A 22,412-nucleotide genomic window follows, 5' to 3' on the forward strand; every position below is an offset into this window, starting at 1 on the left:
ATACCGGACTGCCAGCATTATATATGGTCGTGCCGAGCGAATGAAAGACGCAACAACGGCAATCGCTGTTCGCTTGGCGGCGACGGATTGGAAAATAATGATCAACGACGTCTACAACGCGAAAATTCTCGGTTTTGCCGGAAATATCGCCCGCATCGGCCGGCTCGATCATCCCGACGCGACCGCGAAGGCGCATTCCAAGCTGTGCGGGTCGACCGTTACCGTCGACCTCAAGATGGAGGACGGCGTGGTCACCGACTTCGCCCACGACGTGAAGGCCTGCGCGCTCGGCCAGGCATCGTCCTCGATCATGGCGCAACATGTCGTCGGCGCCAGCGCCGAGGAATTGCGCGCGGTGCGCGAGACCATGCTGAAGATGCTGAAGGAGAACGGCGCGCCGCCGGAAGGCCGCTTCGCCGACCTCGGCTATCTGGAGCCGGTGCGCGACTACAAGGCGCGTCATGCGTCGACCATGCTGACTTTCGACGCCGTGGTCGACGCCATCGGCCAGATCGAGAAGAAGCGCGCCGACGAAGCGGCCTGAGAGTGGTCTTCGACCTTACGGTGAGCGGATCCCGCCAGAGCGGTCGTTCATGCCATGGCTTGGTGTTCGCCGGTACTCTTGCCGCTTCACTTGTGTCGGCCGGTGGCTCAAGCGGGGCGGAACCAGCAGTCCAGCGCGATATCGGCGACTATCTCATGAGGGCCGTCCAGCCCTGCTGGAACGTGCCCGCAAATGCCACAAGTACTGCACGCGTCCGGATCAGCCTGAACAAGGACGGATCGCTCGCCGGGCCGCCAAAAATCGTCGGCCCCGTGACATCGGCAAGGCATAAGGTTGCCGAAGCCGCCATTCGCGCGATCACGCGTTGCGCGCCGTTTCCCGGGCTGGCGTCCTACGGCGCCGACTATGATTTGTGGCGCGACATCGTCGTCACATTCTACCCAGCAGTCGACCCGGCGGCGGGACATCCGTCCATGGACATCAACGACCTCGATAAACTTCTCGGAAAATACAAGAAGGTAAAGTAGCCGGCTCCGGCCAGCGCACGGCTCAGGCCGGAGCTTTCAGCGCTCGCCTGCTTTCGATGAATTCGCTTCTTAGCCAGTCGGCGAAGGCCGCGGCCGGTTCGGAGAGACTGTGCAAACTCCTGGCCACCAGCCAATAGGCCCCGGATGCGACATCGATGTCGAACGGTTTGACCAGTGCTCCGGTCTCCAATTCTTCTCCAATCTGCAGGAGATCGCCCAGCGCCACGCCGTGGCCGAGCAGCGCGGCCTGCTTGGAGAGTGAGGCGTCCGCAAGCATCGGCCCGCGCGTGGGCATGGCGTTGGCGGGTACGCCCGCCGCCTCGAACCAGCGCGTCCAACCCTGGCGGTTTTCCTCGTGCAAAAGCGTGAAGCGAGCAAGATCGGCCGGCTTCCCGAGGGCTGGGCCCGATGAAAGCAGCGCCGGCGACAGAACCGGCGAATCGACTGTCGAGGCCAGCCGCTCGGCTTCGCTGCGGGGCCATGACGTCGCGTTCGAGCTGAAACGTAAGGCAAGTTCGGGCTGGTCGCTGCGGAACTCGATCAGCCTTGGGTCCACTTCGAGGGAGACGTCGATATCGGGCCGCAACTGGCGAAACCGGTTGAGCCGGGGTACCAGCCAGACGGATGCAATCGACGGCTCGACGCTGACACGAACCACGGCCTGCGCGGGAACCGCGACCAGTTCCGAGAGTAGTTTGTCGATGTCGTCGAAACTTCTGACCAGTTGAGCAAGCAGCCGACGGCCTGCATCCGTCAGTTCGACGCGGCGATGGTGCCGTTCGAAAAGCGGTTGGCGCAGGAAGGTTTCGAGTTCGCGGATCTGCCGGCTGATCGCCGCCTGCGAGACGAAAAGCTCCTCGGCGGCGTTGCTGAAGCTCAAATGCCGCCCCGCCGCCTCGAAGCTCCTCAACGCCGTCAGGGGCAAGCGTCCACGCTTCATTTCGCATAACCCAGGATTATCCGAAGCGGAAATTATACTCGTTTGAAGGCGAAGGCCAGCGGCGGTCTAATCGTCTTCAAGGAGATGCCGCCATGATGCAGTTGCTTGAGATCCTTGGCGACGTCATACGGATCGCGACGTTCCAATGGCGCGACGAAAGACGCGCTACAAGGCATCACGAAGAATGGTCTCATCCTGGCCGCTGGGCGCCGCCAGCCGACCGAGGGCCATTTCGCCGTTCCCGCCCGTGACCGCACGGCGATCGGGATTGCGTTCTCCGGTGCAAGCGCACATCTATCAGCTGGAAAACGCGGAGATCGCAGTGGGCGACCAGCACAGGCATGCGCATACAGCCGGAGCGTCGAGGCGCGGCCGCAACTGGCCCGGCCCCTGGCGCAAGACGCCGGGCCGCTTGCTCGGCACCTCGCTCGTGCGGTTTTACCAGCTGACGCTGTCCGGCTTTGTCGGCAATTCCTGCCGCCATCTGCCGACCTGTTCGGAATACGCGCATGAGGCGATCGCCCGCCATGGCCTTTGGGCCGGCGGCTGGATGGGGTTGTTCCGCGTGCTGCGCTGCGGTCCGTTCGGCACGCACGGCGTCGATCTCGTGCCGCAGGCGCTGGCATCCCGCTACGTCTGGTTCATGCCATGGCGGTACTGGCGGATTGGTCGCAAGCGCGGCGGAGCGCAGGGCTAGGGTGGCTGGTCGCGTCGCGCCGTTTACGCTCCGGTAGGGTTAACGCAAGCCTGCACAACAACTGCGCATTTGAGACAAAATCGAGACAAGAGACCTCGCTAAGCCCGCTCGCGAACCCCCTTCTGGAGCGAGCAGAAAATGCGCAATGTCGATCGTCTTCCCTTTATCATGGCTGGTGTCCTGTTCCTGCTCGCCTGGCTGCTGGGATTTCCGATGCGCGCGCAGTCCGCGCCGCTCGCGGACGTGCAGTGCACGCTGATCGCCGATGCCCAGAGCGGCAAGACGCTTTACCAGGACGGTATCTGCGACCAGCGCTTCAGCCCGGCCTCCACGTTCAAGGTGCCGCTTTCGCTGATCGGCTACGACGCAGGCATCCTTGCCGATGAACATACCCCGGCATGGGACTACAAGCCTGAGTTCAACGCGGTGAAACGCGACCAGAAAACCGTCGATCCGACGATCTGGGAACGTGATTCCATCATCTGGTTCTCGCGCGAGATCACCCGCAGGCTCGGACCTCAGAAATTTGCCGGCTATGTATCGAAGTTCAACTATGGCAATGGTGACGTTTCCGGCAATCCTGGCAGGGATGACGGGCTCACCCATTCCTGGGTTAACTCCTCGCTCAAGATCACGCCAGTCGAACAGGTTGCCTTCCTGCGGCAACTGCTGGCCGGCACAATGCCGGTGTCGGCCAAGGCGCATGAAATGACACGCGCCATCATGCCGAACTTCAAGGCTGGGGACTGGGCCGTTCAGGGCAAGACCGGCACGACCGGAGTCGGCGCGGGCGGCAAGGACAAGCGCTCGCTCGGATGGTTTGTCGGCTGGGCTGGGAAAGACGGCCGCCAGATCGTGTTCGCCCGGCTCGTCGTCGATACGAAACGCACCGACATGCCGAAGGGGTTGGCGACACGGGCCGCGTTCCTGAAGGACCTGCCACAGCTGATTAAGTGAGCCGGGCTTTACGGCGGCGGCATCTGCTCATAAAAGACTGCCGCCGCCGGACGCATCCGGCACCCTGGCAGGTCGCAGCCCCGAACCGCTGATGATCCGCATTTACCACCCGCGCTCGTTTGCGGGACTGGATAGGAGATACACATGCTGAATTCCGTTTCCCTGACATTTCCCGATGGCTCCGTGCGCGACTACGATGCGGCGATGACCGGTGCGGGTCTCGCCGAATCGATCTCGAAGTCGCTGGCCAAGAAGGCCGTCGCCTACGTCATTGACGGCACCGTGCGCGACCTCAGTGATCCCCTAGGCAAATCCGGCAAGGTGGAGATCATCACCCGCGAAGATCCGCGCGCGCTGGAACTCATCCGCCATGACACCGCGCATGTGCTGGCGGAAGCCGTGCAGGAGATATGGCCGGGAACGCAGGTGACCATCGGACCGGTGATCGAGAACGGATTTTATTACGACTTTGCCCGCAACGAGCCGTTCACCCCGGACGATTTCCCGGTGATCGAGAAGAAGATGCGCGAGATCATCGCGCGCAACAAGCCGTTCACCAAGGAGGTCTGGTCGCGCGACAAGGCAAAAAAGGTCTTTGCCGACAAGGGCGAGCGCTACAAGCTCGAACTGATCGATGCCATTCCCGAGGACCAGGATCTCAAGATCTATGCGCAGGGCGACTGGTTCGATCTCTGCCGCGGTCCGCACATGGCCTCGACCGGCCAGATCGGCAACGCCTTCAAGTTGATGAAGGTGGCCGGTGCCTATTGGCGCGGCGATTCCAACAATCCGATGCTGACGCGCATCTACGGCACGGCCTGGGCCGACCAGGCGCAGCTCGAAGCCTACCAAACGATGCTGGAAGAGGCCGAGAAGCGCGACCACCGCAAGCTCGGCCGCGAAATGGACCTTTTCCATTTCCAGGAAGAGGGGCCCGGCGTGGTCTTCTGGCACGCCAAGGGCTGGAAGATGTTCCAGAACCTGGTGAACTACATGCGGCGCCGGCTCGACGAGCAGGGCTACCAGGAGGTCAACGCCCCGCAGGTGCTCGACAAGAGCCTGTGGGAGACGTCGGGCCACTGGGGCTGGTACCGCGACGCCATGTTCAAGGTGACGGTCGCCGGCGATGAAACCGACGATGACCGCATCTTTGCGCTGAAGCCGATGAACTGCCCGGGCCACGTGCAGATTTTCAAGCATGGGCTGAAATCCTATCGCGATCTGCCGGTGAAGCTGGCGGAGTTCGGTAATGTGCATCGTTACGAGCCGTCGGGCGCGCTGCACGGGCTGATGCGCGTGCGCGGCTTCACGCAAGACGATGCGCATATCTTCTGCACCGAGGAACAGCTGGCTTCCGAGTGCCTGCGCATCAACGACCTGATCCTGTCGACCTATGCCGATTTCGGTTTCGACGAAATCAGCGTCAAACTGTCGACACGGCCCGAAAAGCGTGTCGGCACGGACGAGGCCTGGGATCATGCCGAGGCTATCATGGGCGGCGTGCTGGAGACGATCAGGACAAGGTCCGGCAATCGGATCAAGACCTCGATCAATCCGGGCGAGGGCGCCTTCTACGGGCCGAAGTTCGAATATGTGTTGAAGGATGCCATCGGCCGCGAATGGCAATGCGGGACGACGCAGGTCGACTTCAACCTGCCGGAGCGTTTTGGCGCCTTCTACATCGGCTCGGATTCGGAGAAGAAGCAGCCGGTCATGGTGCACCGCGCCATCTGCGGTTCGATGGAGCGTTTCCTCGGGATCCTGATCGAGAACTATTCCGGCCACTTCCCGCTATGGTTCGCGCCGCTGCAGGTGGTGGTGGCGACGATCACGTCAGACGCCGACAGCTATGCGACCGAGGTCGTGGCAAAGCTGAAGGCCGCCGGGCTGTTGGCGGAAGCCGATCTGCGCAACGAGAAGATCAACTACAAGGTCCGTGAGCACAGCCTGGCCAAGGTGCCGGTCATCCTCGTCTGCGGCAAGCGCGAGGCGGAGGAGCAGACGGTCAACATCCGCCGGCTCGGCTCGCGCGATCAGGAATCGCTTGGTCTTGCCGAAGCAATCGAACGGCTGACCGAAGAAGCGATCACGCCTGATCGCCGACGCAAGCGCGCTGCTTGAATCGGAGTGTTTTTCGATCGAATGGCGGTGGAGCGATCAACCGCCATTTTCATATCCCTGTCACGGCAACGTTGTAACGAGCCCCTATGCTCAAGCTGAAATCGCGCGAACGACCGTTCCCAGAGCTTTCCTACGCCAATCCGCACCAGCCGGCGCTGGCGCGCTGGTTCATCCATTCGGTCGAAGGCCTGTCGGGTCGCGATCGCTTTGCCGCGCTTTATGATTTCTGGCGCCGCCAGGTGGTGCCGACGGGCGAGCGTGTGTTCAGCCGCATGCTGGACCTCATTGACGTGGGCGTCCGAATTCCCGACCAATGGCCGCCCGCGCAATTGCCCGACACGCCACTGGTAATCGTCGCCAACCATCCCTTCGGCATCGGCGACGGCATTGCCGTGCTATCGCTGGCAGAGCAACTCGGCCGGCCTTTCCGGGTGATGATCCACAAGGACCTGCTCAGGATCCGCGAGATGGAGCCCTATTCGCTGCCGATCGACTTTTCCGAGACCAAGGACGCGGTGAAGAACAACATGGCGGTGCGCCATGAGGCGGTCCGGCTGCTCAGGGAAGGTGTCACCATTGTGGTGTTTCCGGCCGGCGGCGTGGCCACTGCGCCCAAGGGTTTTGGCCGCGCGCGCGACCTGCCGTGGAAGATGTTTCCGGCCCGTCTCGTCCAGGAGGCCAAGGCATCGGTCATCCCCATGCATTTCTCCGGCCAGAACGGCAGGCTTTTCCATCTGGTCAGCGGGCCGATGAACATGGCCGAGCGCGACGGGCGGGTGGCCAAATTCGTCGGCAAGGCCTCGCTGACCTTGCGCACCTCGCTGCTCATTCGTGAATTCGCGCGGCTGTCCGGCAGGGCGATCGACGTGCGCGTCGGCAACGTGCTGAGCTGGAACGAACTGGAGCCGCTGCGCGACCGCAAAACGTTGCTCGACCGTCTCTATCGCGGTGTATTCGACCTGGCGCCGAGCCTGCCGCGCCGTCGCATTCCGTTCCTCCCGGCGCGAACCAAGCTCGCCGCCTGAAGGCTAATCGGCGCCTTCCTCGGGATCCATCGCCGCTGCTTCGGTGGCGAGAACCTCAATTTCCTGGTTCTGCCCGCCAACGACCGTGAAATCCTTCTGGTAGATGCGATCGCGGTTCTTGGCGATGATGGTGTAGTCGCCTTCGGCCAGCACCATCGAGGCGAAGGCGCCGACGGTTTCCTTGATCGGATCGCCGGATTCGTTGAGCAGCGACCACGAGGTGTCGGCAATCGCTTCGCCGCCCGTCTCGCGTACCAGCTTCATGGTGATTTCAGCGGCGTGATGCTCGACGGTGGCTTCCGTCAGCTTGCCCGCCTCGACGCGGATATCGGATCGGATGACGGCGTTGACCGCGCCGTAAGTCGAGACGACATGATAGATGCCGGCATTGAGCCGCACGACGCTGTTGGGTTCGACATCGGGAATGATCAGCGCGCGGTCGCCATTGGCCTCGGCGGTGCCCTCATAGATCGAAAAGCGCAGTTTCTTCGGCGGTATGCGCACGCCGCCGGACAGGACCGCGTCTAGCTTCAGGCCGCCGGCATCGAGCACGAGGCTTTCTCGCTTGGCTTCCTTGCCGACTGTGATGCGCTTGGTGGCGCCGGCGCGGCCATAGGAAGCGTGGACCAGGTAACTGCCGGGCTCGAGCTGGAAGACGGCGCTGCCGCCATGGGAGGAGGCGACCATGGGCAATTTGCCGTTCACCGCTTCTGGCTTGAAGACACGCCAGACTAGCCCACGTGTGATGTCGGTGCCCTTGTCGGTCAACTGGGCCGAGAGCGTAATGGCGCCACCGCCGCCAAGCGCCAGCGGGGTCTCGCTCTTCGGCGTTGCATAGCTCGAAATTCCGGGAAGTTTCAGGTCGCCGACGCCGTCCTTTTCCTGCGCGACAGCCATGGAGACCGGCAGCAGGAACAGCGCGGCGCAGAGCCGAACCAGGAAAAGACGCAGTCGCCCCTCAAACATGCCTTGCGTTGAAGCCCATGGCGGTGGCAATTTCAAGGCTTAAGAGTCCGATCCGGGACTCTTCAGCCCGGCGTTTGCGCGCCTTTGCCCGAGCCGCCCGAATTCCCGATGGTGCGCTTCAGCTCAAAACAGAGTGTTTCAGGAGACTTGCGCCCATGGCGTCGCCGATCATCGACTTTCTATTGACCCGAAATTCAGCGCCGATACCCGACCTCAGGGAACCGGCGCCCAGCGACGCCGATATCGCCACGATGATCGCCGCCGCCACGCGCGTGCCCGACCATGGACGGCTCGAACCGTGGCGCTTCATCCTTTATCGCGGCGAAGCCCGCATCGAGATCGGCAAAAAACTAGCGGCCTTGGCCGAACAGCGCGAGGGGCCGTTGCCGGAAGGCCGTCGCAACCAGGAACTGGCGCGGTTCTCGCGCGCGCCGCTGGTGATCGGTGTCGTATCTATTCCGAGGGAGAACCCAAAAATCCCGCAATGGGAGATGTTCCTGTCCGGAGGCATGGCGGCGATGAACCTGATGATCGCGGCCACTGCGCTGGGCTATGGCACGAACATGATCAGCAACTGGTATTCCGACGTGCCGGAGGGCAGGGCGATTCTCGGACTGGCGCCGCAGGAGCGCGTCGTCGGGTTCATCCATATCGGCTCCTACGCCGGTCCGGCGCCGGAGCGGCCACGGCCTGATCCGGCCAAGCTCTACACCGATTATGCCGGACCTTGGGCGGGCTGAATGTTCTACGAGCCGTCCAAGGGGCATGGCCTGCCGCACGATCCTTCGAAGGCGATCGTCGCGCCGCGCCCGATCGGCTGGATATCGACGCTGAACCAGGCCGGCGAGGTCAATCTGGCGCCATACTCCTTCTTCAACGCCTTTTCGACGCGACCTTTCATTGTCTGGTTTTCCTCGGAGGGTGAGAAGGACAGCGCCTCGTTTGCCCAGGAAACCGGCGAGTTCGTCGCCAATCTGGTCAGCCGCGATCTTGCGGACAAGATGAACTACACATCCGTCGACGCACCGCGTGGCGTCAACGAGTTCATCTATGCCGATCTCGCCATGGCGCCCTCGCGTCTCGTCAAGCCGCCGCGCGTGGCGGCTGCACCAGCGGCGCTCGAATGCCGGGTGACGGAAGTGTTTCGCCCGAAGGCGCTGGACGGATCACCGACGAGTGCCTTTGTCGTCGCCGGTGAGGTGATCGGCGTTCACATCGACGATGCTTTCCTGAAAGACGGCCTGTTCGACATCACCAAGTCCGGCAATGTCGCGCGTCTCGGTTATATGGATTACGCCAGCGTCGACGAGGTCTTTTCGATGCGGCGGCCACGCTGGGGCAAGGAGTAGCCGTCAGGCGGATATCCCGGCCGCTTTCGCGCGGGCCAGAAGGCGTTCGGCCAGCCGCAGATGCGGACGGTCGAACATCTTGCCGTCGATGCCGACGACGCCCGGATTTCCGGCCGCCTCGAAGGCCGCCACGATAGCCGCCGATTGTCTCACCGCCTCGGCAGAGGGCGTGAAGGCGGTGTTGATGACGGGCACCTGATCGGGGTGGATCGCCATTTTGCCGGTGAAACCGTCACGCTCGGCGTCGGCACATTCCGCGGCGAAGGCCACCATGTCGCGAAAGCCAGGAAATACGGTGTCGATCGCGGCGACTTCCGCGGCTCCGGCCGCGAGAATGGTCGTCAGGCGGGCGTGACGGAAGAGATCGGTGTAGCGGCCGTGCTCGTCGCGGGCAGAGCGTGCGCCGATCGCGGCCGAAAGGTCTTCCGCGCCCCAGGTGAGACCGGCGAGCCGTGCGCTTGTCCCCGCATAGGTGGCGGCGGCGAGCACGCCCGCCGGAGTTTCGGTGATGATCGGCAGGATTTTTATCGACCCGTCGGGCAGGCCGTTTTCGGCTTCCCAAACCCTGAGCTTGGCCGCGAGCTGCTGCACATCCTGGCCGCTGTTCGATTTAGGCAGCATGATGCCGTCCGGTCTTGCCGGAACGAGCTTGGCAAGATCATCGTCCGTCATTCCGGTCGAGAGGTCGTTGACCCTGACATAAAGCGCCGAGTTGGTTTGCCCCCTGCGTTCGAGGATAAAGCGCGCCGCGATCTCGCGCGCCCGCGCCTTGTTCTGCGGCGCCACGGAGTCCTCGAGATCGACGATAACCACGTCGGCGCCGGCGCCAAATCCCTTTTCCAGCTTCCGTTCGGAATCGCCTGGAACGAATAGCAGCGAGCGCATCAGTCTGCCTTCTTCAGCATCATCGCTTGCCTGATGCATTTGGCGACCAGATCGCCATGCTGGTTGTAGGCGCGGTGCTCGAATTCGACGATGCCGCGGTCGGGCTTCGACCTGGATTCGCGCACCGAGACGACAGATGTTTCGACGCGGATGGTGTCGCCATGGAAGACCGGGTGAGGAAACACGGTTTCCTTCATGCCGAGATTGGCAACCGTCGTGCCGACCGTGATGTCGTTGACCGAAATGCCGATCATCAGGCCGAGCGTGAACAGCGAGTTGACCAGCGGCTTGCCCCATTCGCTCCTAGCGGCGAAATCGAAGTCGATATGCAGCGGCTGCGGGTTCAGCGTCATCACCGAAAACAGCATGTTGTCGCTCTCGGTGACAGTCTTGCGCAGCGTGTGCCGGAAGACATGGCCGACAACAAACTCCTCCAGATATAGCCCGGCCATCTTCCGCCTCCTGCGCTGTCTGACGGTTGATAGGCGCTGCTTCAGGCGCTCGCAAGCCAGTTAATGAACATGGTGAACCGTTCGTAAACCATTTCTGCCTACCCTCCTCACGGGGCCGGAAACCTTCTGGCATGGGGCGTAAGCAGACGGGCATGGTAGTTGTTTCGCATTTCCTGAAATGGATCTACACGGCCAGGGTTTCGGAGCGCGCCGCCGCCGCTCATGCGCTGGCCCGAGCCTATGTCAATTGCGAATTGCCGTTCGAGGATCGCTGCGCCGCCGAGGCCGCGCTGACGCTGCTGCTCGACGACGCCTCGTCGAAAGTGCGGCTGGCGATGGCGGAAGCGTTCTCGATGAGCCATCACGCGCCGTTGCAGATCATCAGTGCGCTTGCCGCCGATCAGCCGGAGGTCGCCGGTGTCGTGCTGGCGCGCTCGCCGCTGCTCACCGACGCCGATTTGATCAATCGTGTGGCGGCGAGCCAGAAGGCAACGCAGAAGCTGATCGCCGACCGGCCTTCCGTCTCGATGGCGCTTTCGGCGGCCATCGCCGAGGTCGGCGAGGCGGAGGCCTGCGCCGTGCTTTTGGCCAATAGCGGCGCCGACATCGCGTCACTCAGCTTCAGGCGCATGGCGCAACGTCACGGGCATCTGCCTCTGGTGCGCGAGGCGTTGATATCGGATATCAGGCTGCCTGCCGATTGCCGGCATATGCTGCTCGTCAAGCTCGGCGAGACATTGAAGACATCGCCGCTGGTCATGGCATTGATGGGAGCCGCGCGTGCCGACAGGGTCATGCGCGATGCTTGCGTCAAGGCCTCGGTGACGCTGATCGAGGGCACGCGCCAAGAAGAGCACGCGGCGCTGATCGAGCATCTCAGGCTGCGCGGCGATCTGACCGCGAGCTTCCTGATCCGCACCATCGCGCACGGCAAGGTCGATTTCTTCGGCTCGGCGCTGGTGGCGCTCAGCCAACAGTCCGAACCACGGGTGAGGGCGCTGCTGGCCGGCGGGCACGACGTGGCCCTGCAGGCGCTGTTCCGCAGCGCCGGCATGGCTGCCGCCACGCATGCCGTCATCCTGCGCGCCCTGAAGATCTGGCGCGAGGTCGCCAACGGCAAGCGCGTTGCTGGCGTGCAGGAAGTCAGTTGGCTGATGCTCAAGGAATTAGGCGGGCAATCCGCCGAAGGCGATCTTGCCGCATTGATCAAATCGATCCACCTAGACGCCCTGCGTGAGAACGCACGCGGCCATGCACTGGCGATCGCCGCTGCCTAGGTTTTCTCCCTCGCGAAGAAATCCGGGAAATCTTCCATCGCCGCGGCGATGATGCGCAGGGACGCCGCGATCTGCAGCATGTCGCCGGTGGCGTTTCGCTGGGCGATGCCTGCCGCATACTGCCGGGCGACGGCAATGGTCGCTGTTTGCGGATCCCCAGGGGCTCGGAAAAGCAGCTCGCGCGCCAGTCCCCTCAGGAAGGTGGCGATTGAAAGCGTCGTTTCCGATGGGAGGGCATGGTTTTGGCTGGCCGTGCGCAGCCGCAGGATTTCCAGGCCGACCGTGACGGAAGCGACGCCGCCGCCCAGCACCGCCTCGCCCTTCCTGCCGGAATTCTGCACCAGCGGCATCAACTGATTGACCCGGTCGTAAGCGAGGCTCTCGAAGGCTGAGCGCCTCGGCACGCGCTCATGCAGGCAAAGCCGCGCCAGATCCTCCCGCATGGCCCGCACGATGCGGTCGGCCGCGAGCCATGGATCGGCCGGCAATACGACGATGAAGACGCCGATGGCCAAGAGGATGCCGACGAGGATCGATGCCGAGCCGGCGAAGAAGGGGCCGGGATCATAGGTCATCGCCTGATGTGGGCTGAGGAAGGCCAGGAAGTTGATGGCGAAGGCCGTCGCCACGCCGACATAGCGCGGATTGGCCATGGCGAGTGCCGCCGGCACCATGATCGGCACGACGAACAGCATGAACCAGCCGAAGCCGGGCAGAGCAGGGAGCGCAACCTGCCCGACGAGAAAGGCAAAAGGCAAAGCGAGCAGCGTTCCCTTGAAGAATCCCCAGGATACTTGCACGGGGTCGGGGCGAGCGGCAAACAGGCTCGACACGACGGCAACGAGGATGACGGTGCCGGCCGCCTCCGACCACTTCGTCGTCAGCCAGAAAGCCGCCACCAGCAGCGTGGCAACGGCCGCGCGGATGGCGTTGCGCGCAGCACCGGGATAGTCGCGATGCACCACCAGGGCCGGCTGCTGGCTGCCGGGACCTGGACGGCGCGTGACCGGCGCGCGCAAGGCATCGAGGCCACGCAGCACCTGTTTCAGCGCCTCGGCGAAATCGGCCGCTATGGTAAGGCGGGTAATGGTGCCGACCCTGTCCTCACCCGGCTCGATCGAGGCGTCGGGCATTTGCCTGGCCCTGATCGAGATCGCGTCGAGCCGCGCCACCCAGGATGAGGTATCGTCCAGCGCTCCCGGCTTGGCTGCCAGTTCGCTGACAAGGGCCTGCAGTTCCGAGCGTACCGGGATGAGGGCGGCGTTTTTGGGAGCGGCATGCGAATAGAGCGCGCGCGCCGCCGAAAGTGCCGAAAGCAGTTGTCCGATGGTGCGCCGCACCGGATGCGCGCGCGGCGCGAAGCTCGGCGCTTCGAGCCTGGCATAGGCGCGCATCTCGCCAAGCGTCTGGGTATCGGCGACAAGCTTCCGGTGCAGGCCGATCAGCGTTGCCCGGTCGCCGCCTGAAAACGCACCGCCGGCATAGGTGGCGAGGTCGAGAATGCAGCGTTTCAGCCGCGAGACGATGGCGTCGCTGGCCAGTTTTGGCAGGATCAGTCGGCTGGTCAGGCCGGCGCAGACGATGCCGAGCACGATCTCGGCACAACGCGCGACCGCGAGGTCTACGACCAGATGCGGTTGTCCGAAAGCGGGCAGGCCGATGATCATTGCGGTGTAGCCTGCAAGAGCCGCGCCGTAGGCTTCGGGATTGCGCAGCAGCGACGAGACGAAGGTGCAAATGCCAATCCAGACAGCAAGCACCGTCACCAGAATCCAGGGGCCGGTGCCGAATGCCGTGGTGATGCCAATTGCCGCGACACCGCCGGCCAGCGTGCCGAGCAGGCGGTAGAAGCCTTTCGCCAGCACCATGCCGGCAACCGGCTGGGCGACGATGAACACCGTCATCATCGCCCATTGCGGATGGTCGAGCTTCAGCGCGTAAGCGGCCAGCAATGCGATCATGCCGGCCGAAACGGTGCGCAGCGCGAAAATCCAGTCCGAGCGTGTCGGTTGCGTCAGCCCGGCCAGGCTCGTCTCGAAATAGGTTTTCAGCCGCGCCCAGGTCACATGCTGGTCTCCATGTCAGGAACGCAAGCTAAACGCGCCAGCGGCTAGATATCCAGCACTTCCGTCTCGGCGAATTCGGCGCGTTCCTGGATGAAGCGGAAGCGGGCTTCGGGTTTGGTGCCCATCAGCTCGTCGACCCTGTCCTTGGTGGCGGAATCGACTTCGTTCACATCGACCCTGAGCAAGGTGCGCTTCCTTGGATCCATGGTGGTTTCCTTGAGCTGCGCGGCCATCATTTCGCCCAGGCCCTTGAAGCGGCCAAGCTCGACCTTGCCGCGCCCGGTGAATTCGGTGCGCAGAAGCTCGTCCTTGTGGGCGTCGTCGCGGGCATAGGCGACCTTGCCGCCTTGCCTGATCGAGTAAAGCGGCGGCACCGCCAGATAGAGATGGCCGCCGCGCACCAGCGCCGGCATCTCTTGGTAGAAGAAGGTGATCAGCAGCGAAGCGATGTGTGCGCCGTCGACGTCGGCGTCGGTCATGATGATGACGCGGTCGTAGCGCAAATCCTCGTCACGGTATTTTGACCGCGTGCCGCAGCCGAGCGCCTGGATCAGGTCCGATATCTGCTGGTTGGCGGCCAGCTTGTCATTGCCGGCGCTGGCGACGTTGAGGATTTTTCCGCGCAGCGGCAAGACGGCCTGGCTGGCACGATCGCGTGCCTGCTTGGCCGAGCCGCCGGCGGAATCGCCTTCGACGATGAAGAGTTCGGCACCCGCCGCCGCGTTCTGCGTGCAGTCGGCGAGCTTGCCCGGCAAGCGCAGCTTGCGCACTGCGCTCTTGCGCGACACTTCCTTTTCCTGGCGGCGGCGCACCCGTTCGTCGGCGCGCGCGATCACCCAGTCGAGCAGCTTCGAGGCTTCCTGCGGATTGTCGGCCAGCCAATGGTCGAATGGGTCGCGGATCGCGGTCTCGACGATGCGTATCGCTTCGATCGTCGCCAGCCTGTCCTTGGTCTGGCCGACGAATTCCGGCTCGCGGATGAACACCGACAGCATGCCGGCGGCCGAAATCATGACGTCTTCCGAGGTGACGATCGAGGCGCGCTTGTTGCCGACGAGGTCGGCATAGGCGCGCAGGCCGCGCGTCAGCACGTTTCGGAAGCCGGCTTCGTGGGTGCCGCCTTCACCGGTCGGGATGGTGTTGCAGTAGGAATTGATGAAGCCGTCGCCACCGAACCAGGTCACCGCCCATTCGAGCGAGCCATGGCCGCCTTGCTTGTCGCTCTTGCCGGCGAAGATTTCGCGCGTCACCTGGAATTCATCGCCGAGCGACGCCTTCAGATAATCCTTGAGGCCGCCTGGGAAATGGAATTCCGCCTTGGCCGGTGTCTGATCCTTTTCCTTGATGAGGGAGGGATCGCAGGTCCAGCGGATCTCGACGCCGCCAAACAGGTACGCCTTCGAACGCGTCATGCGGTAGAGACGCGCCGGCTCGAAGGCCGCGCCCTTGCCGAAAATCTGCTCGTCGGGATGGAAGCGGATTTTTGTGCCGCGCCGGTTGTGGACTTCGCCGAGCTGCTCCAGTCCGGTCACCGGGACGCCGCGCGAAAAGCGCTGGCGATAGAGCTGGCGCCCACGTGCCACCTCGACCTCGAGATGATCCGACAGGGCGTTGACGACGGAGACGCCAACGCCGTGCAGGCCGCCGGATGTTTCGTAGACCTTGGAGTCGAACTTGCCGCCCGAATGCAGCGTCGTCATGATGACTTCGAGCGCCGGCTTCTTGAATTTTGGGTGCATGTCGACCGGAATGCCGCGGCCATTGTCGGTAACCGTGAGATGGCCGTCGGCGGAGAGTTCGACATCGATGAAGGTGGCGTGGCCGGCAACCGCTTCGTCCATCGAATTGTCGATGACCTCGGCGAACAGATGGTGCATCGCCTTGTCGTCAGTGCCGCCAATATACATGCCTGGCCGGCGGCGCACCGGCTCAAGGCCCTCAAGCACCTCGATGTCGGCGGCGCTGTAGCCCTCGCTGCCATCCTTGGTTGCGGCTGGACGCCTGGCGGCCGCCTGTACCAGCGGATCCGCCGGGCGCGCCGGCGTGCGAACCGGCTGCGGCTGTTTTTCCAGATTGCCGAAAAGATCGTTGTTGTCGTCCATGCCTGCCATAGAGTCCAAGCTGCGAATCACCCCGTCGATACTGCCACGCTTTTCAGCGCCAAGCGACGGAGGTTCCTGTTACGTTCGGGGATTTAACTGCTCTTACCCTAAAACCATTCGATAACCAAGCGGGCGGAAATAGGTCAAATGCCGCCGCGCAATATTCCTGATTCTTTAACAATGCCGCCTAGCGTGAGCCCAACATAACAAGAAACGACGGGCATCAGGGGTTTTCGGCGTGAGGGGCAAGGCCATAACGATGATCGGCATCGCCGCCGTTTTCGGCGCGATCTCGATCTTTGCCGCGGATTTCTGGGTCAAGAGCCAAGCGAAGGCCGATGCCCAGGAGAAAACGGCCTCGATCGCCGCTCCGGCCGCGCCCAGGATCGAGTTCAAGACCATCGTGGTGGCGAACGCGCCGTTGCGCTACGGCATGGAGCTCGACCGCTCCAAGCTCAGCGAAATCCCGTGGCCGCAGGATTCCCTTCCGCAGGGCGCCTTTGCCACCATCGATGGATTGCTCGGCGAAGGCGGTCGGGTCGCGCTGTCGCCGATCGAGATCAACGAGCCGGTGCTGCTCGCCAAGCTGTCGGGACCGAACGGCCGCGCAACGCTGTCCAACATGCTGACGCCCGGAATGCGGGCGGTCACCATCCGCACCGACGAGATCGCCGGCGTCGGTGGCTTCGTGACGCCGGGCGACCGGGTCGATGTCGTGCTGACGCGCGATGCCGGCGAAATCCAGGAAGTCGCCAAGAACGCGCAAGGGGCTGCCGGTTCGACCATCACCTCGGAGATCGTCGTTGCCGACGCCAAGGTGCTCAGCGTCGGGCAGGGCGCCGACGAGCGCCAGACGACGCCGCAGGTGGCCAATTCCGTGACCCTCGAGGTGACGAGCGACGGCGCGCAGAAAGTGGCGCTTGCCCGCACCGTCGGAACGCTGTCGCTGTCGCTTCGCTCCGCCAGCGAAGGCGGCGATGGCAAGAACGGCGTCACCACCATCTCTTCCTTCGGCGGATCCGTCGCTTCCAAGACGCAGGCCGTGGCCGGCTCCTTGTTCAATGCCATAGCGAAGGAGCCGGAGAAGCCGAAATTCAAGACGATCATCGTGACGCGCGGCACGCAGGCCGAGGAATATCAGGTTCCAACGCGGGACCAGAAGTAAAGACCGGTGGGGACCGGGCGGGACGGGACAATGTTGATGCGTACCCTATATCGAATGACGGCTCGGTCGCGCTTGGTGCGCGCCCTGGCGATGGCGTTTACCCTGGCTGCGAGCGGCGTGCTTGCCTTGCCCGGAGCGGCGAAGGCGGACAACGACATCGTCTATGTCTCGTCGACCAAGAATGCGTCGATCAAGGTTGCCAAGGGCAAGCCCAAGACGATCATGACGAGCGCGGCCTTCTACCAGATCGTCATCGGTGATCCGGAGATCGCCAACGTCAACCCGCTGACCGACAAATCCTTCTATGTGCTGGGCAACAATCTCGGCACCACCGGCATTGCGCTGTTCGACCAGAACAAGCAGCTCGTCGGCACCGTGGACATCGAGGTGACGCTCGACACCGACCAATTGGCGAACACTATCCGTGCCAGTGTGCCGGACGCCAAGATCAAGGTCGGCTCGGCCAACGGCCGTGTCGTGCTGTCGGGTGAGGCGGATGACGCGGTTGCGGCGGACAAGGCAAGCAAGATCGCCAGCCGCTTTTCCGGCAATGAGGAAGTGATCAACTCGGTCAATATCTCTTCGTCGCAGCAGGTTCAGCTCAATGTCCGGTTCGTCGAGATCAACCGCCAGGCAGGGCAGGACCTGGGCGCGAAATACAGCGCCAATTTCGCCTACGGCTTCGGCGGTCGCGACATTTCACTGGATCCGGGCACGGTGCCAGCGGCGGGGACCGGCGAGATCATCGGCCGACTGCTGTCGAACGGCGTCTCGATCGACATTGCCATCAAGGCGCTGGAAGAGCGCGGCCTTGCCCGTCGGCTGGCTGAGCCGAACCTGATCGCGCGTTCAGGGGAGACAGCGAGCTTCCTGGCCGGCGGCGAATTTCCGATCCCGGTTTCGGAGGATAACGGCAAGATTTCGGTCAGCTACAAGAAATATGGCGTTAGCCTGGATTTCAAGCCGACCGTACTCAAGGACGGGTTGGTCAGCCTCGACATCGCGCCGGAAGTCTCCTCGATCGATGCGTCGGCGTCCTACAATATCGGCAACATTTCCGTACCCGGCTTCATCGTGCGCCGCGCCAAGACCTCGGTCGACCTGAAGAACGGCCAGAGCTTCATGATCGCCGGGCTTTTGCAGTCCCAGAACGACATTACCACGTCTCGCATTCCCGGCCTTGGCAAGATGCCGGTGCTTGGAGCGCTGTTTTCGTCGAAATCCTATCAGCGGCGCGAGACCGACCTGGTCATCATCGTCACGCCCTATCTGGTCAAGCCGGTCGATCCGTCGAAGAAAATGGCTGAGCCGACCGATGGCACGCAGGCAGCCAGCAATGTCGACTATTTCCTCAACAACACCGAGGAGGTGAAGGCGCCGGATACGGGCCGCGCGCTGGCGCTGGCCGACGGCAGTGCCGCACGGGCCGCTCCTGCCACCAAAGTCGGTCATTTCCTCGACCTGCCGAAGGACTGAGCCATGCGTCTGATCCTGAGATCGTGCATCGCCCTGCTTCTTGCCGGCCTGGCAGGCGGCTGCACCAGCGACGACTACGTGCGCAGCGAGGGGGTGACGTCCGGCGCCGGCGAGGCGCAGGCCGCCAACACCGTCATGCAGATGGTCGACCCATGGAAGTACGGCGTCCAGAACACGAGACTTCTCGTGCCTGCCAAGCGCGGCAGTGCCGGACCCGTCACGCCCGATCAGGCGGCCGGTGCCAAGGCAGCGCAAACGACCACCGACAACTGATCCAGACGGCGATCGACCTCACAGGCGGCGAGAATGGCAAACAGCACCAAGAAAATCCTGCTCGTATCGACAGACCGGACCTTCGCGCAGGACACGAAGACGGCCTTCGCCGCCTCCGAGATCATCCAGCTCATGACGGTGGAGAAGAACGTCACCGAGCTGCGCGGCGAGGTCCAGGAGGCCGAGTTCGGCGTTGTCATCGTCGACATGGATGCAGCGAAACTCGAGGAGATCGAGTCCCTGCAGCGCGTCATGCGCCGGCTCGAGGGCAAGGCACCGGTGGTCGTGGTCACCCAGGAGTTCAACGCCGCGGCCGTGCGCATCCTGGTGCAGCTCAAGGTCGCCGATTTCCTGGTCAAGCCGATCACCACCGCAGACCTCGTGCGTTCGGTCGTGCGGGCTCTGCAGGGACCCGGGCGCGAGGAAAACACCGAGTCGCAGATCTATACCTTCATGCCCGCCGCCGGCGGCGTCGGCACCACGACACTGGCACTGCAGACCGCGTTCCAGCTGCATCATTCGGTGACGCGCGGCGCCTCGACCTGCGTGGTCGACCTCAATTTCCAGCAAGGTGCCTGCGCCGAATATCTCGATCTCGAGCCGCGTTTCGACATCACCGAAATCGAGAACCAGCCTGAGCGCCTCGACCGGCAACTGCTCGATGTGATGCTGTCCAAGCACGCCAGCGGACTGTGTGTGCTGGCGGCGCCGACACATCCGTCCGAAATGCGCTCATTCAAGACCGATGTCGTGGTGCGCATGCTGGACCTCGTTTCGGCCTATTTCGACAATGTCGTCATCGACATGCCGCGCACCTGGTTTCCGTGGACGGAAACTGTGCTGCTCGGTTCCAACAAACTTTACATCGTGGCCGAAATGACGGTGCCGTGCCTGCGCCATACGCAGCGGCTGATCCAGGCCGTCTACGAGACCGCCGGCAAGGAAGTGAAGCCGAACGTGATCGTCAACCGTTTCGAGCAGAAGATGTTCGACAACGGCATCAAGCAGGCGGACGTCCAGGAAATCCTTGGCGAGCATTTTGTCGGCGGCATCGCCAACAACTACCGGCTGGTGCGCGAGGCGGTCGACCGCGGCGTGCCGCTGCACGAGATCGATCCCAATGCCAATGTCGTCAACGACCTGAAGAAGATCATCCTTCCGGAAGAGGCGGTGGCAACCGCGGGCAAGTCGAAGTCGCTGTTCGGCTTCGGCAGGGGCCTCTTAAAAAGGAAAGCTGGATGACCAGCCGTTTTTCCACCCTGCAGAACCGTGACGCGCGTACGCGCCCGGCTGAATCGACGCCGGTCGCGCATCATGCTGTCGTCATCCCGACCAGCCGAAAGGCTTTGCCGGCGAAGGCGGAGGCGGCGCCGGCAAAGAATGCCAACAAGGTGCTCGATGCCCGCGTGCGCATCCACCGGATGCTGCTCGAGGAGATCAATCTCGTCGCGCTGGAGCGTTTGCCCAAGGAAGAGATGCGCCGGCAAGTGCACGATTTCGTATCGGAAAAGACCCGCCAGGAGCGAATGGCGATCAACACCGCCGAACTCGACGCGCTGGTTGACGACATCGTCGACGAGATGGTCGGCCTCGGCCCGCTCGAGCCGCTGCTCAAGGATCCCGATATCAACGATATCCTGATCAACGGCCATGAGAACTGCTTCGTCGAAAAGAAGGGCAAGCTGCAGCAGGTCCATATCCCGTTCAAGGACGAGGCGCATCTGCTCAGAATCGTCAACAAGATCGTGGCCGCCGTCGGTCGCCGCGTCGATGAATCGCAACCGATGGTCGACGCTCGGATGCTGGACGGCTCGCGATTCAACGCAGCCATCCGCCCGGTGGCCGTCGACGGCCCGCTGGTGTCGATCCGCAAGTTCTCCAAGAACAAGCTTGGCCTGCACAGGCTGGTCGAATTCGGCGCCATCACGCAGAACATGGCCGAAGTGCTGGCCGCGGCCGTCCACGCCCGCAAGACGACGATCATTTCGGGCGGCACCGGCACAGGCAAGACGACAATGCTCAACGCGCTGTCGGCGTTCATTCCGGAAGACGAGCGGCTGATCACCATCGAGGACGCGGCGGAACTTCAATTGCAGCAGCCGCATGTCGCACGCATGGAGACACGTCCCGCCAACATCGAAGGCCATGGCGAGCTCAAACAGCGCGACCTGGTCAAGAACGCGCTGCGCATGCGTCCCGACCGCGTCATCCTCGGCGAGTGCCGCGGCGAGGAAGCCTTCGACATGCTGCAGGCCATGAACACCGGCCACGAAGGCTCGATGGCGACCATCCACGCCAATACGCCGCGCGACTGCATTTCGCGCCTCGAGCAGATGCTGGGCATGACCGGCATGCCGATGACGGTGCAGTCGATCCGCAGCCAGATCGCCAGCGCCATCGACATCATCGTCCAGCTGACCCGACTTTCCGACGGCAAGCGCAAGGTGACGAGCGTCGCCGAGGTGACCGGCATGGAAGGCGATGTCATCCAGATGCAGGAGATCTTCCGCTTCGTGCGCACCGGCATGGAGGCCGATGGCAAGATCCTTGGCTACTACGAGGCGACCGGCATTCGGCCGCGTTTCCTGGAAGACCTGCGCGCCATGGGCATCGACTTTCCCGGACGTTATTTCGAACCCGGCCGGCCGCAGGAGTAGCCGGCGTGTTCGACGGGTTCAGCGCGATATATGTCGTCTATGCCGGAGCCGCACTGACCGGCATCATGGTGGCCGAGGCGATCTACCTGCTCTATGCCGGACGCAGCGACAAACGCACCGCCATCAACCGGCGCATGAAACTGCAGGAAAACAAGATCAGCCAGGAACAGGTGCTGATCCAGCTGCGCAAGGAGCGCGGTCTCGACGCGGGAACGTCGCTGTTTTCGCCCGACCGGTTCCGTGCCCTGCGCACGCAGTCGGGCATGGTGATGCCGCTTTCGAAATTCCTGACGATCACCTGCGGTGTGGCGACGGCCGTTGCCCTGGCCGCGATCTGGCGCGGGCTGCCGCTGCTGATGGGGCTCATCCTGTTCGTCGTGCTGGTGCCGTTGCTGCCGGTCATGGCGATGCGCTCCATGCGCAAGCGCCGGCTGAAGCGTTTCGGCATGCAACTGCCGGAAGCGCTGGAGCTGATCACGCGCGGCCTCAAGGCCGGTCATCCGGTGCCGGTGGCCATCGCCATGGTGTCGCGCGAGATGCCCGATCCGATCGGCACGGAATTCGGCGTCATTGCCGACGAAGTCACTTATGGTTCCGACCTGGTCACGGCGCTGAATGCACTGTTCGACCGGGTCGGCCACGAGGATCTGCCGCTGTTCATCACCGCCGTGTCGATCCAGACCAGTTCGGGCGGCAATCTGCGCGAGATCCTTGATGGGTTGTCGACGACGATCCGCGAACGCGGCAAGCTGCGACGCAAGGTGCGCGCCATTTCGACGGAAGGGCGCCTCTCGGCCTACATTTTGACGGCCGTACCGGCGCTGCTGTTCACCGCCATCATGGCCATGATGCCGGGATATTACAGCGACGTCTGGGGCGTGCCGAAGACATGGTACATGATCGGCGGCTCGGTCAGCTGGCTGATGCTGGGCAATCTGATCATGTTCAAAATGTCGAATTTTAAGTTCTGAC

At 63.2% G+C, this 22,412-nt stretch carries 21 protein-coding genes; 15 read left to right on the forward strand and 6 right to left on the reverse strand.

Annotated features, from left to right (window positions below):
* Window positions 1-97: 97 nt before the first annotated feature.
* Together FJ950_RS07280 and FJ950_RS07285 are read left to right on the forward strand one after the other, a co-directional pair.
* The gene (locus FJ950_RS07280; protein ID WP_015317578.1) at window positions 98-544 is read left to right on the forward strand and encodes an iron-sulfur cluster assembly scaffold protein; all 447 of its coding nucleotides are present in this window, start codon (window positions 98-100) and stop codon (window positions 542-544) included.
* Window positions 545-546: 2 nt separating this feature from the next.
* A complete protein-coding gene (locus tag FJ950_RS07285; RefSeq protein WP_140616123.1) occupies window positions 547-1,032 on the forward strand; it encodes a cell envelope integrity protein TolA in 486 nt (161 codons plus the stop codon).
* Between the two features lie 22 nt (window positions 1,033-1,054).
* Here FJ950_RS07285 and FJ950_RS07290 read toward each other — a convergent pair whose 3' ends face one another.
* The gene (locus FJ950_RS07290) at window positions 1,055-1,972 is read right to left on the reverse strand and encodes a LysR substrate-binding domain-containing protein (RefSeq protein WP_140616125.1); all 918 of its coding nucleotides are present in this window, start codon (window positions 1,970-1,972) and stop codon (window positions 1,055-1,057) included.
* Between the two features lie 322 nt (window positions 1,973-2,294).
* On the opposite strand from FJ950_RS07290, the gene yidD reads away from it, so the two are divergent.
* From yidD to FJ950_RS07310, 4 genes are all read left to right on the forward strand, one after another.
* Window positions 2,295-2,669 carry a membrane protein insertion efficiency factor YidD gene (gene yidD, locus FJ950_RS07295; protein ID WP_140616127.1) on the forward strand — a complete coding sequence of 125 codons (375 nt, stop codon included), beginning with the start codon at window positions 2,295-2,297 and terminating at the stop codon, window positions 2,667-2,669.
* Between the two features lie 138 nt (window positions 2,670-2,807).
* Complete coding sequence (gene blaOXA, locus FJ950_RS07300; RefSeq protein WP_140616129.1) at window positions 2,808-3,626, forward strand: class D beta-lactamase; 819 nt, start codon at window positions 2,808-2,810, stop codon at window positions 3,624-3,626.
* A 144-nt stretch (window positions 3,627-3,770) separates the two neighbouring features.
* Window positions 3,771-5,747, forward strand: coding sequence for a threonine--tRNA ligase (gene thrS / locus FJ950_RS07305; protein ID WP_140616131.1), 1,977 nt, complete (start codon window positions 3,771-3,773; stop codon window positions 5,745-5,747).
* A gap of 86 nt (window positions 5,748-5,833) precedes the next feature.
* Window positions 5,834-6,772 carry a GNAT family N-acetyltransferase gene (locus tag FJ950_RS07310; RefSeq protein WP_140616133.1) on the forward strand — a complete coding sequence of 313 codons (939 nt, stop codon included), beginning with the start codon at window positions 5,834-5,836 and terminating at the stop codon, window positions 6,770-6,772.
* 3 nt (window positions 6,773-6,775) lie between these two features.
* Here the strand turns inward: FJ950_RS07310 and FJ950_RS07315 are convergent, their stop codons facing one another.
* Window positions 6,776-7,738, reverse strand: a complete 963-nt coding sequence (locus FJ950_RS07315) for a hypothetical protein (protein ID WP_140616135.1) — start codon at window positions 7,736-7,738, stop codon at window positions 6,776-6,778.
* A gap of 155 nt (window positions 7,739-7,893) precedes the next feature.
* Between FJ950_RS07315 and FJ950_RS07320 the strand changes: the two genes are divergently transcribed.
* Window positions 7,894-8,478 carry a nitroreductase gene (locus FJ950_RS07320; RefSeq protein ID WP_140616137.1) on the forward strand — a complete coding sequence of 195 codons (585 nt, stop codon included), beginning with the start codon at window positions 7,894-7,896 and terminating at the stop codon, window positions 8,476-8,478.
* A complete protein-coding gene (locus FJ950_RS07325; RefSeq protein WP_140616139.1) occupies window positions 8,479-9,087 on the forward strand; it encodes a flavin reductase family protein in 609 nt (202 codons plus the stop codon).
* Window positions 9,088-9,090: 3 nt separating this feature from the next.
* Here FJ950_RS07325 and FJ950_RS07330 read toward each other — a convergent pair whose 3' ends face one another.
* Together FJ950_RS07330 and FJ950_RS07335 are read right to left on the reverse strand one after the other, a co-directional pair.
* Window positions 9,091-9,972 (reverse strand): CoA ester lyase, encoded by an 882-nt coding sequence (locus tag FJ950_RS07330; RefSeq protein ID WP_140616141.1) that lies wholly within the window; start codon window positions 9,970-9,972, stop codon window positions 9,091-9,093.
* Complete coding sequence (locus FJ950_RS07335; protein WP_015317588.1) at window positions 9,972-10,424, reverse strand: MaoC family dehydratase; 453 nt, start codon at window positions 10,422-10,424, stop codon at window positions 9,972-9,974. The genes FJ950_RS07330 and FJ950_RS07335 overlap by 1 nt, the downstream gene beginning before the upstream one ends.
* Window positions 10,425-10,576: 152 nt before the next feature.
* Here FJ950_RS07335 and FJ950_RS07340 point away from each other — a divergent pair, with 152 nt between their 5' ends.
* Window positions 10,577-11,701, forward strand: a complete 1,125-nt coding sequence (locus tag FJ950_RS07340; RefSeq protein WP_140616143.1) for a DUF2336 domain-containing protein — start codon at window positions 10,577-10,579, stop codon at window positions 11,699-11,701.
* Here FJ950_RS07340 and FJ950_RS07345 read toward each other — a convergent pair.
* Both FJ950_RS07345 and parE read right to left on the reverse strand, forming a co-directional pair.
* Window positions 11,698-13,767, reverse strand: a complete 2,070-nt coding sequence (locus FJ950_RS07345; RefSeq protein ID WP_140616145.1) for an FUSC family protein — start codon at window positions 13,765-13,767, stop codon at window positions 11,698-11,700. The genes FJ950_RS07340 and FJ950_RS07345 overlap by 4 nt on opposite strands.
* A gap of 44 nt (window positions 13,768-13,811) precedes the next feature.
* Window positions 13,812-15,869, reverse strand: coding sequence for a DNA topoisomerase IV subunit B (parE, locus tag FJ950_RS07350; protein ID WP_140616147.1), 2,058 nt, complete (start codon window positions 15,867-15,869; stop codon window positions 13,812-13,814).
* Between the two features lie 238 nt (window positions 15,870-16,107).
* Between parE and cpaB the strand changes: the two genes are divergently transcribed.
* From cpaB to FJ950_RS07380, 6 genes are all read left to right on the forward strand, one after another.
* Window positions 16,108-17,034 (forward strand): Flp pilus assembly protein CpaB, encoded by a 927-nt coding sequence (gene cpaB / locus FJ950_RS07355; RefSeq protein WP_246681284.1) that lies wholly within the window; start codon window positions 16,108-16,110, stop codon window positions 17,032-17,034.
* 90 nt (window positions 17,035-17,124) lie between these two features.
* Entirely contained in the window at window positions 17,125-18,510 is a 1,386-nt protein-coding gene (locus tag FJ950_RS07360) for a type II and III secretion system protein family protein (protein ID WP_246681291.1), read from the forward strand.
* 3 nt (window positions 18,511-18,513) lie between these two features.
* The gene (locus FJ950_RS07365) at window positions 18,514-18,783 is read left to right on the forward strand and encodes a hypothetical protein (RefSeq protein WP_140616151.1); all 270 of its coding nucleotides are present in this window, start codon (window positions 18,514-18,516) and stop codon (window positions 18,781-18,783) included.
* Between the two features lie 33 nt (window positions 18,784-18,816).
* Window positions 18,817-20,025, forward strand: coding sequence for a response regulator (locus FJ950_RS07370; protein WP_140616153.1), 1,209 nt, complete (start codon window positions 18,817-18,819; stop codon window positions 20,023-20,025).
* The gene (locus FJ950_RS07375; protein ID WP_140616155.1) at window positions 20,022-21,440 is read left to right on the forward strand and encodes a CpaF family protein; all 1,419 of its coding nucleotides are present in this window, start codon (window positions 20,022-20,024) and stop codon (window positions 21,438-21,440) included. Before FJ950_RS07370 ends, FJ950_RS07375 begins: the two co-directional genes overlap by 4 nt.
* Before the next feature lie 5 nt (window positions 21,441-21,445).
* Window positions 21,446-22,411 carry a type II secretion system F family protein gene (locus FJ950_RS07380; protein ID WP_140616157.1) on the forward strand — a complete coding sequence of 322 codons (966 nt, stop codon included), beginning with the start codon at window positions 21,446-21,448 and terminating at the stop codon, window positions 22,409-22,411.
* Window position 22,412 lies beyond the last annotated feature (1 nt).

Source organism: Mesorhizobium sp. B2-3-14, assembly GCF_006442175.1.
Taxonomy (GTDB): Bacteria; Pseudomonadota; Alphaproteobacteria; order Rhizobiales; family Rhizobiaceae; genus Mesorhizobium; species Mesorhizobium australicum.

Excerpts from the sequence above, each read along its gene's own strand:
- FJ950_RS07280 (WP_015317578.1), top strand. The coding sequence starts at position 98 with ATGATCAACGACGTCTACAACGCGAAAATTCTCGGTTTTGCCGGAAAT.
- FJ950_RS07290 (WP_140616125.1), bottom strand. The coding sequence starts at position 1,972 with ATGAAGCGTGGACGCTTGCCCCTGACGGCGTTGAGGAGCTTCGAGGCG.
- blaOXA (WP_140616129.1), top strand. The coding sequence starts at position 2,808 with ATGCGCAATGTCGATCGTCTTCCCTTTATCATGGCTGGTGTCCTGTTC.
- thrS (WP_140616131.1), top strand. The coding sequence starts at position 3,771 with ATGCTGAATTCCGTTTCCCTGACATTTCCCGATGGCTCCGTGCGCGAC.
- FJ950_RS07310 (WP_140616133.1), top strand. The coding sequence starts at position 5,834 with ATGCTCAAGCTGAAATCGCGCGAACGACCGTTCCCAGAGCTTTCCTAC.
- FJ950_RS07315 (WP_140616135.1), bottom strand. The coding sequence starts at position 7,738 with ATGTTTGAGGGGCGACTGCGTCTTTTCCTGGTTCGGCTCTGCGCCGCG.
- FJ950_RS07320 (WP_140616137.1), top strand. The coding sequence starts at position 7,894 with ATGGCGTCGCCGATCATCGACTTTCTATTGACCCGAAATTCAGCGCCG.
- FJ950_RS07325 (WP_140616139.1), top strand. The coding sequence starts at position 8,479 with ATGTTCTACGAGCCGTCCAAGGGGCATGGCCTGCCGCACGATCCTTCG.
- FJ950_RS07330 (WP_140616141.1), bottom strand. The coding sequence starts at position 9,972 with ATGCGCTCGCTGCTATTCGTTCCAGGCGATTCCGAACGGAAGCTGGAA.
- FJ950_RS07335 (WP_015317588.1), bottom strand. The coding sequence starts at position 10,424 with ATGGCCGGGCTATATCTGGAGGAGTTTGTTGTCGGCCATGTCTTCCGG.
- FJ950_RS07340 (WP_140616143.1), top strand. The coding sequence starts at position 10,577 with ATGGTAGTTGTTTCGCATTTCCTGAAATGGATCTACACGGCCAGGGTT.
- parE (WP_140616147.1), bottom strand. The coding sequence starts at position 15,869 with ATGGACGACAACAACGATCTTTTCGGCAATCTGGAAAAACAGCCGCAG.
- FJ950_RS07360 (WP_246681291.1), top strand. The coding sequence starts at position 17,125 with ATGGCGTTTACCCTGGCTGCGAGCGGCGTGCTTGCCTTGCCCGGAGCG.
- FJ950_RS07365 (WP_140616151.1), top strand. The coding sequence starts at position 18,514 with ATGCGTCTGATCCTGAGATCGTGCATCGCCCTGCTTCTTGCCGGCCTG.
- FJ950_RS07370 (WP_140616153.1), top strand. The coding sequence starts at position 18,817 with ATGGCAAACAGCACCAAGAAAATCCTGCTCGTATCGACAGACCGGACC.
- FJ950_RS07375 (WP_140616155.1), top strand. The coding sequence starts at position 20,022 with ATGACCAGCCGTTTTTCCACCCTGCAGAACCGTGACGCGCGTACGCGC.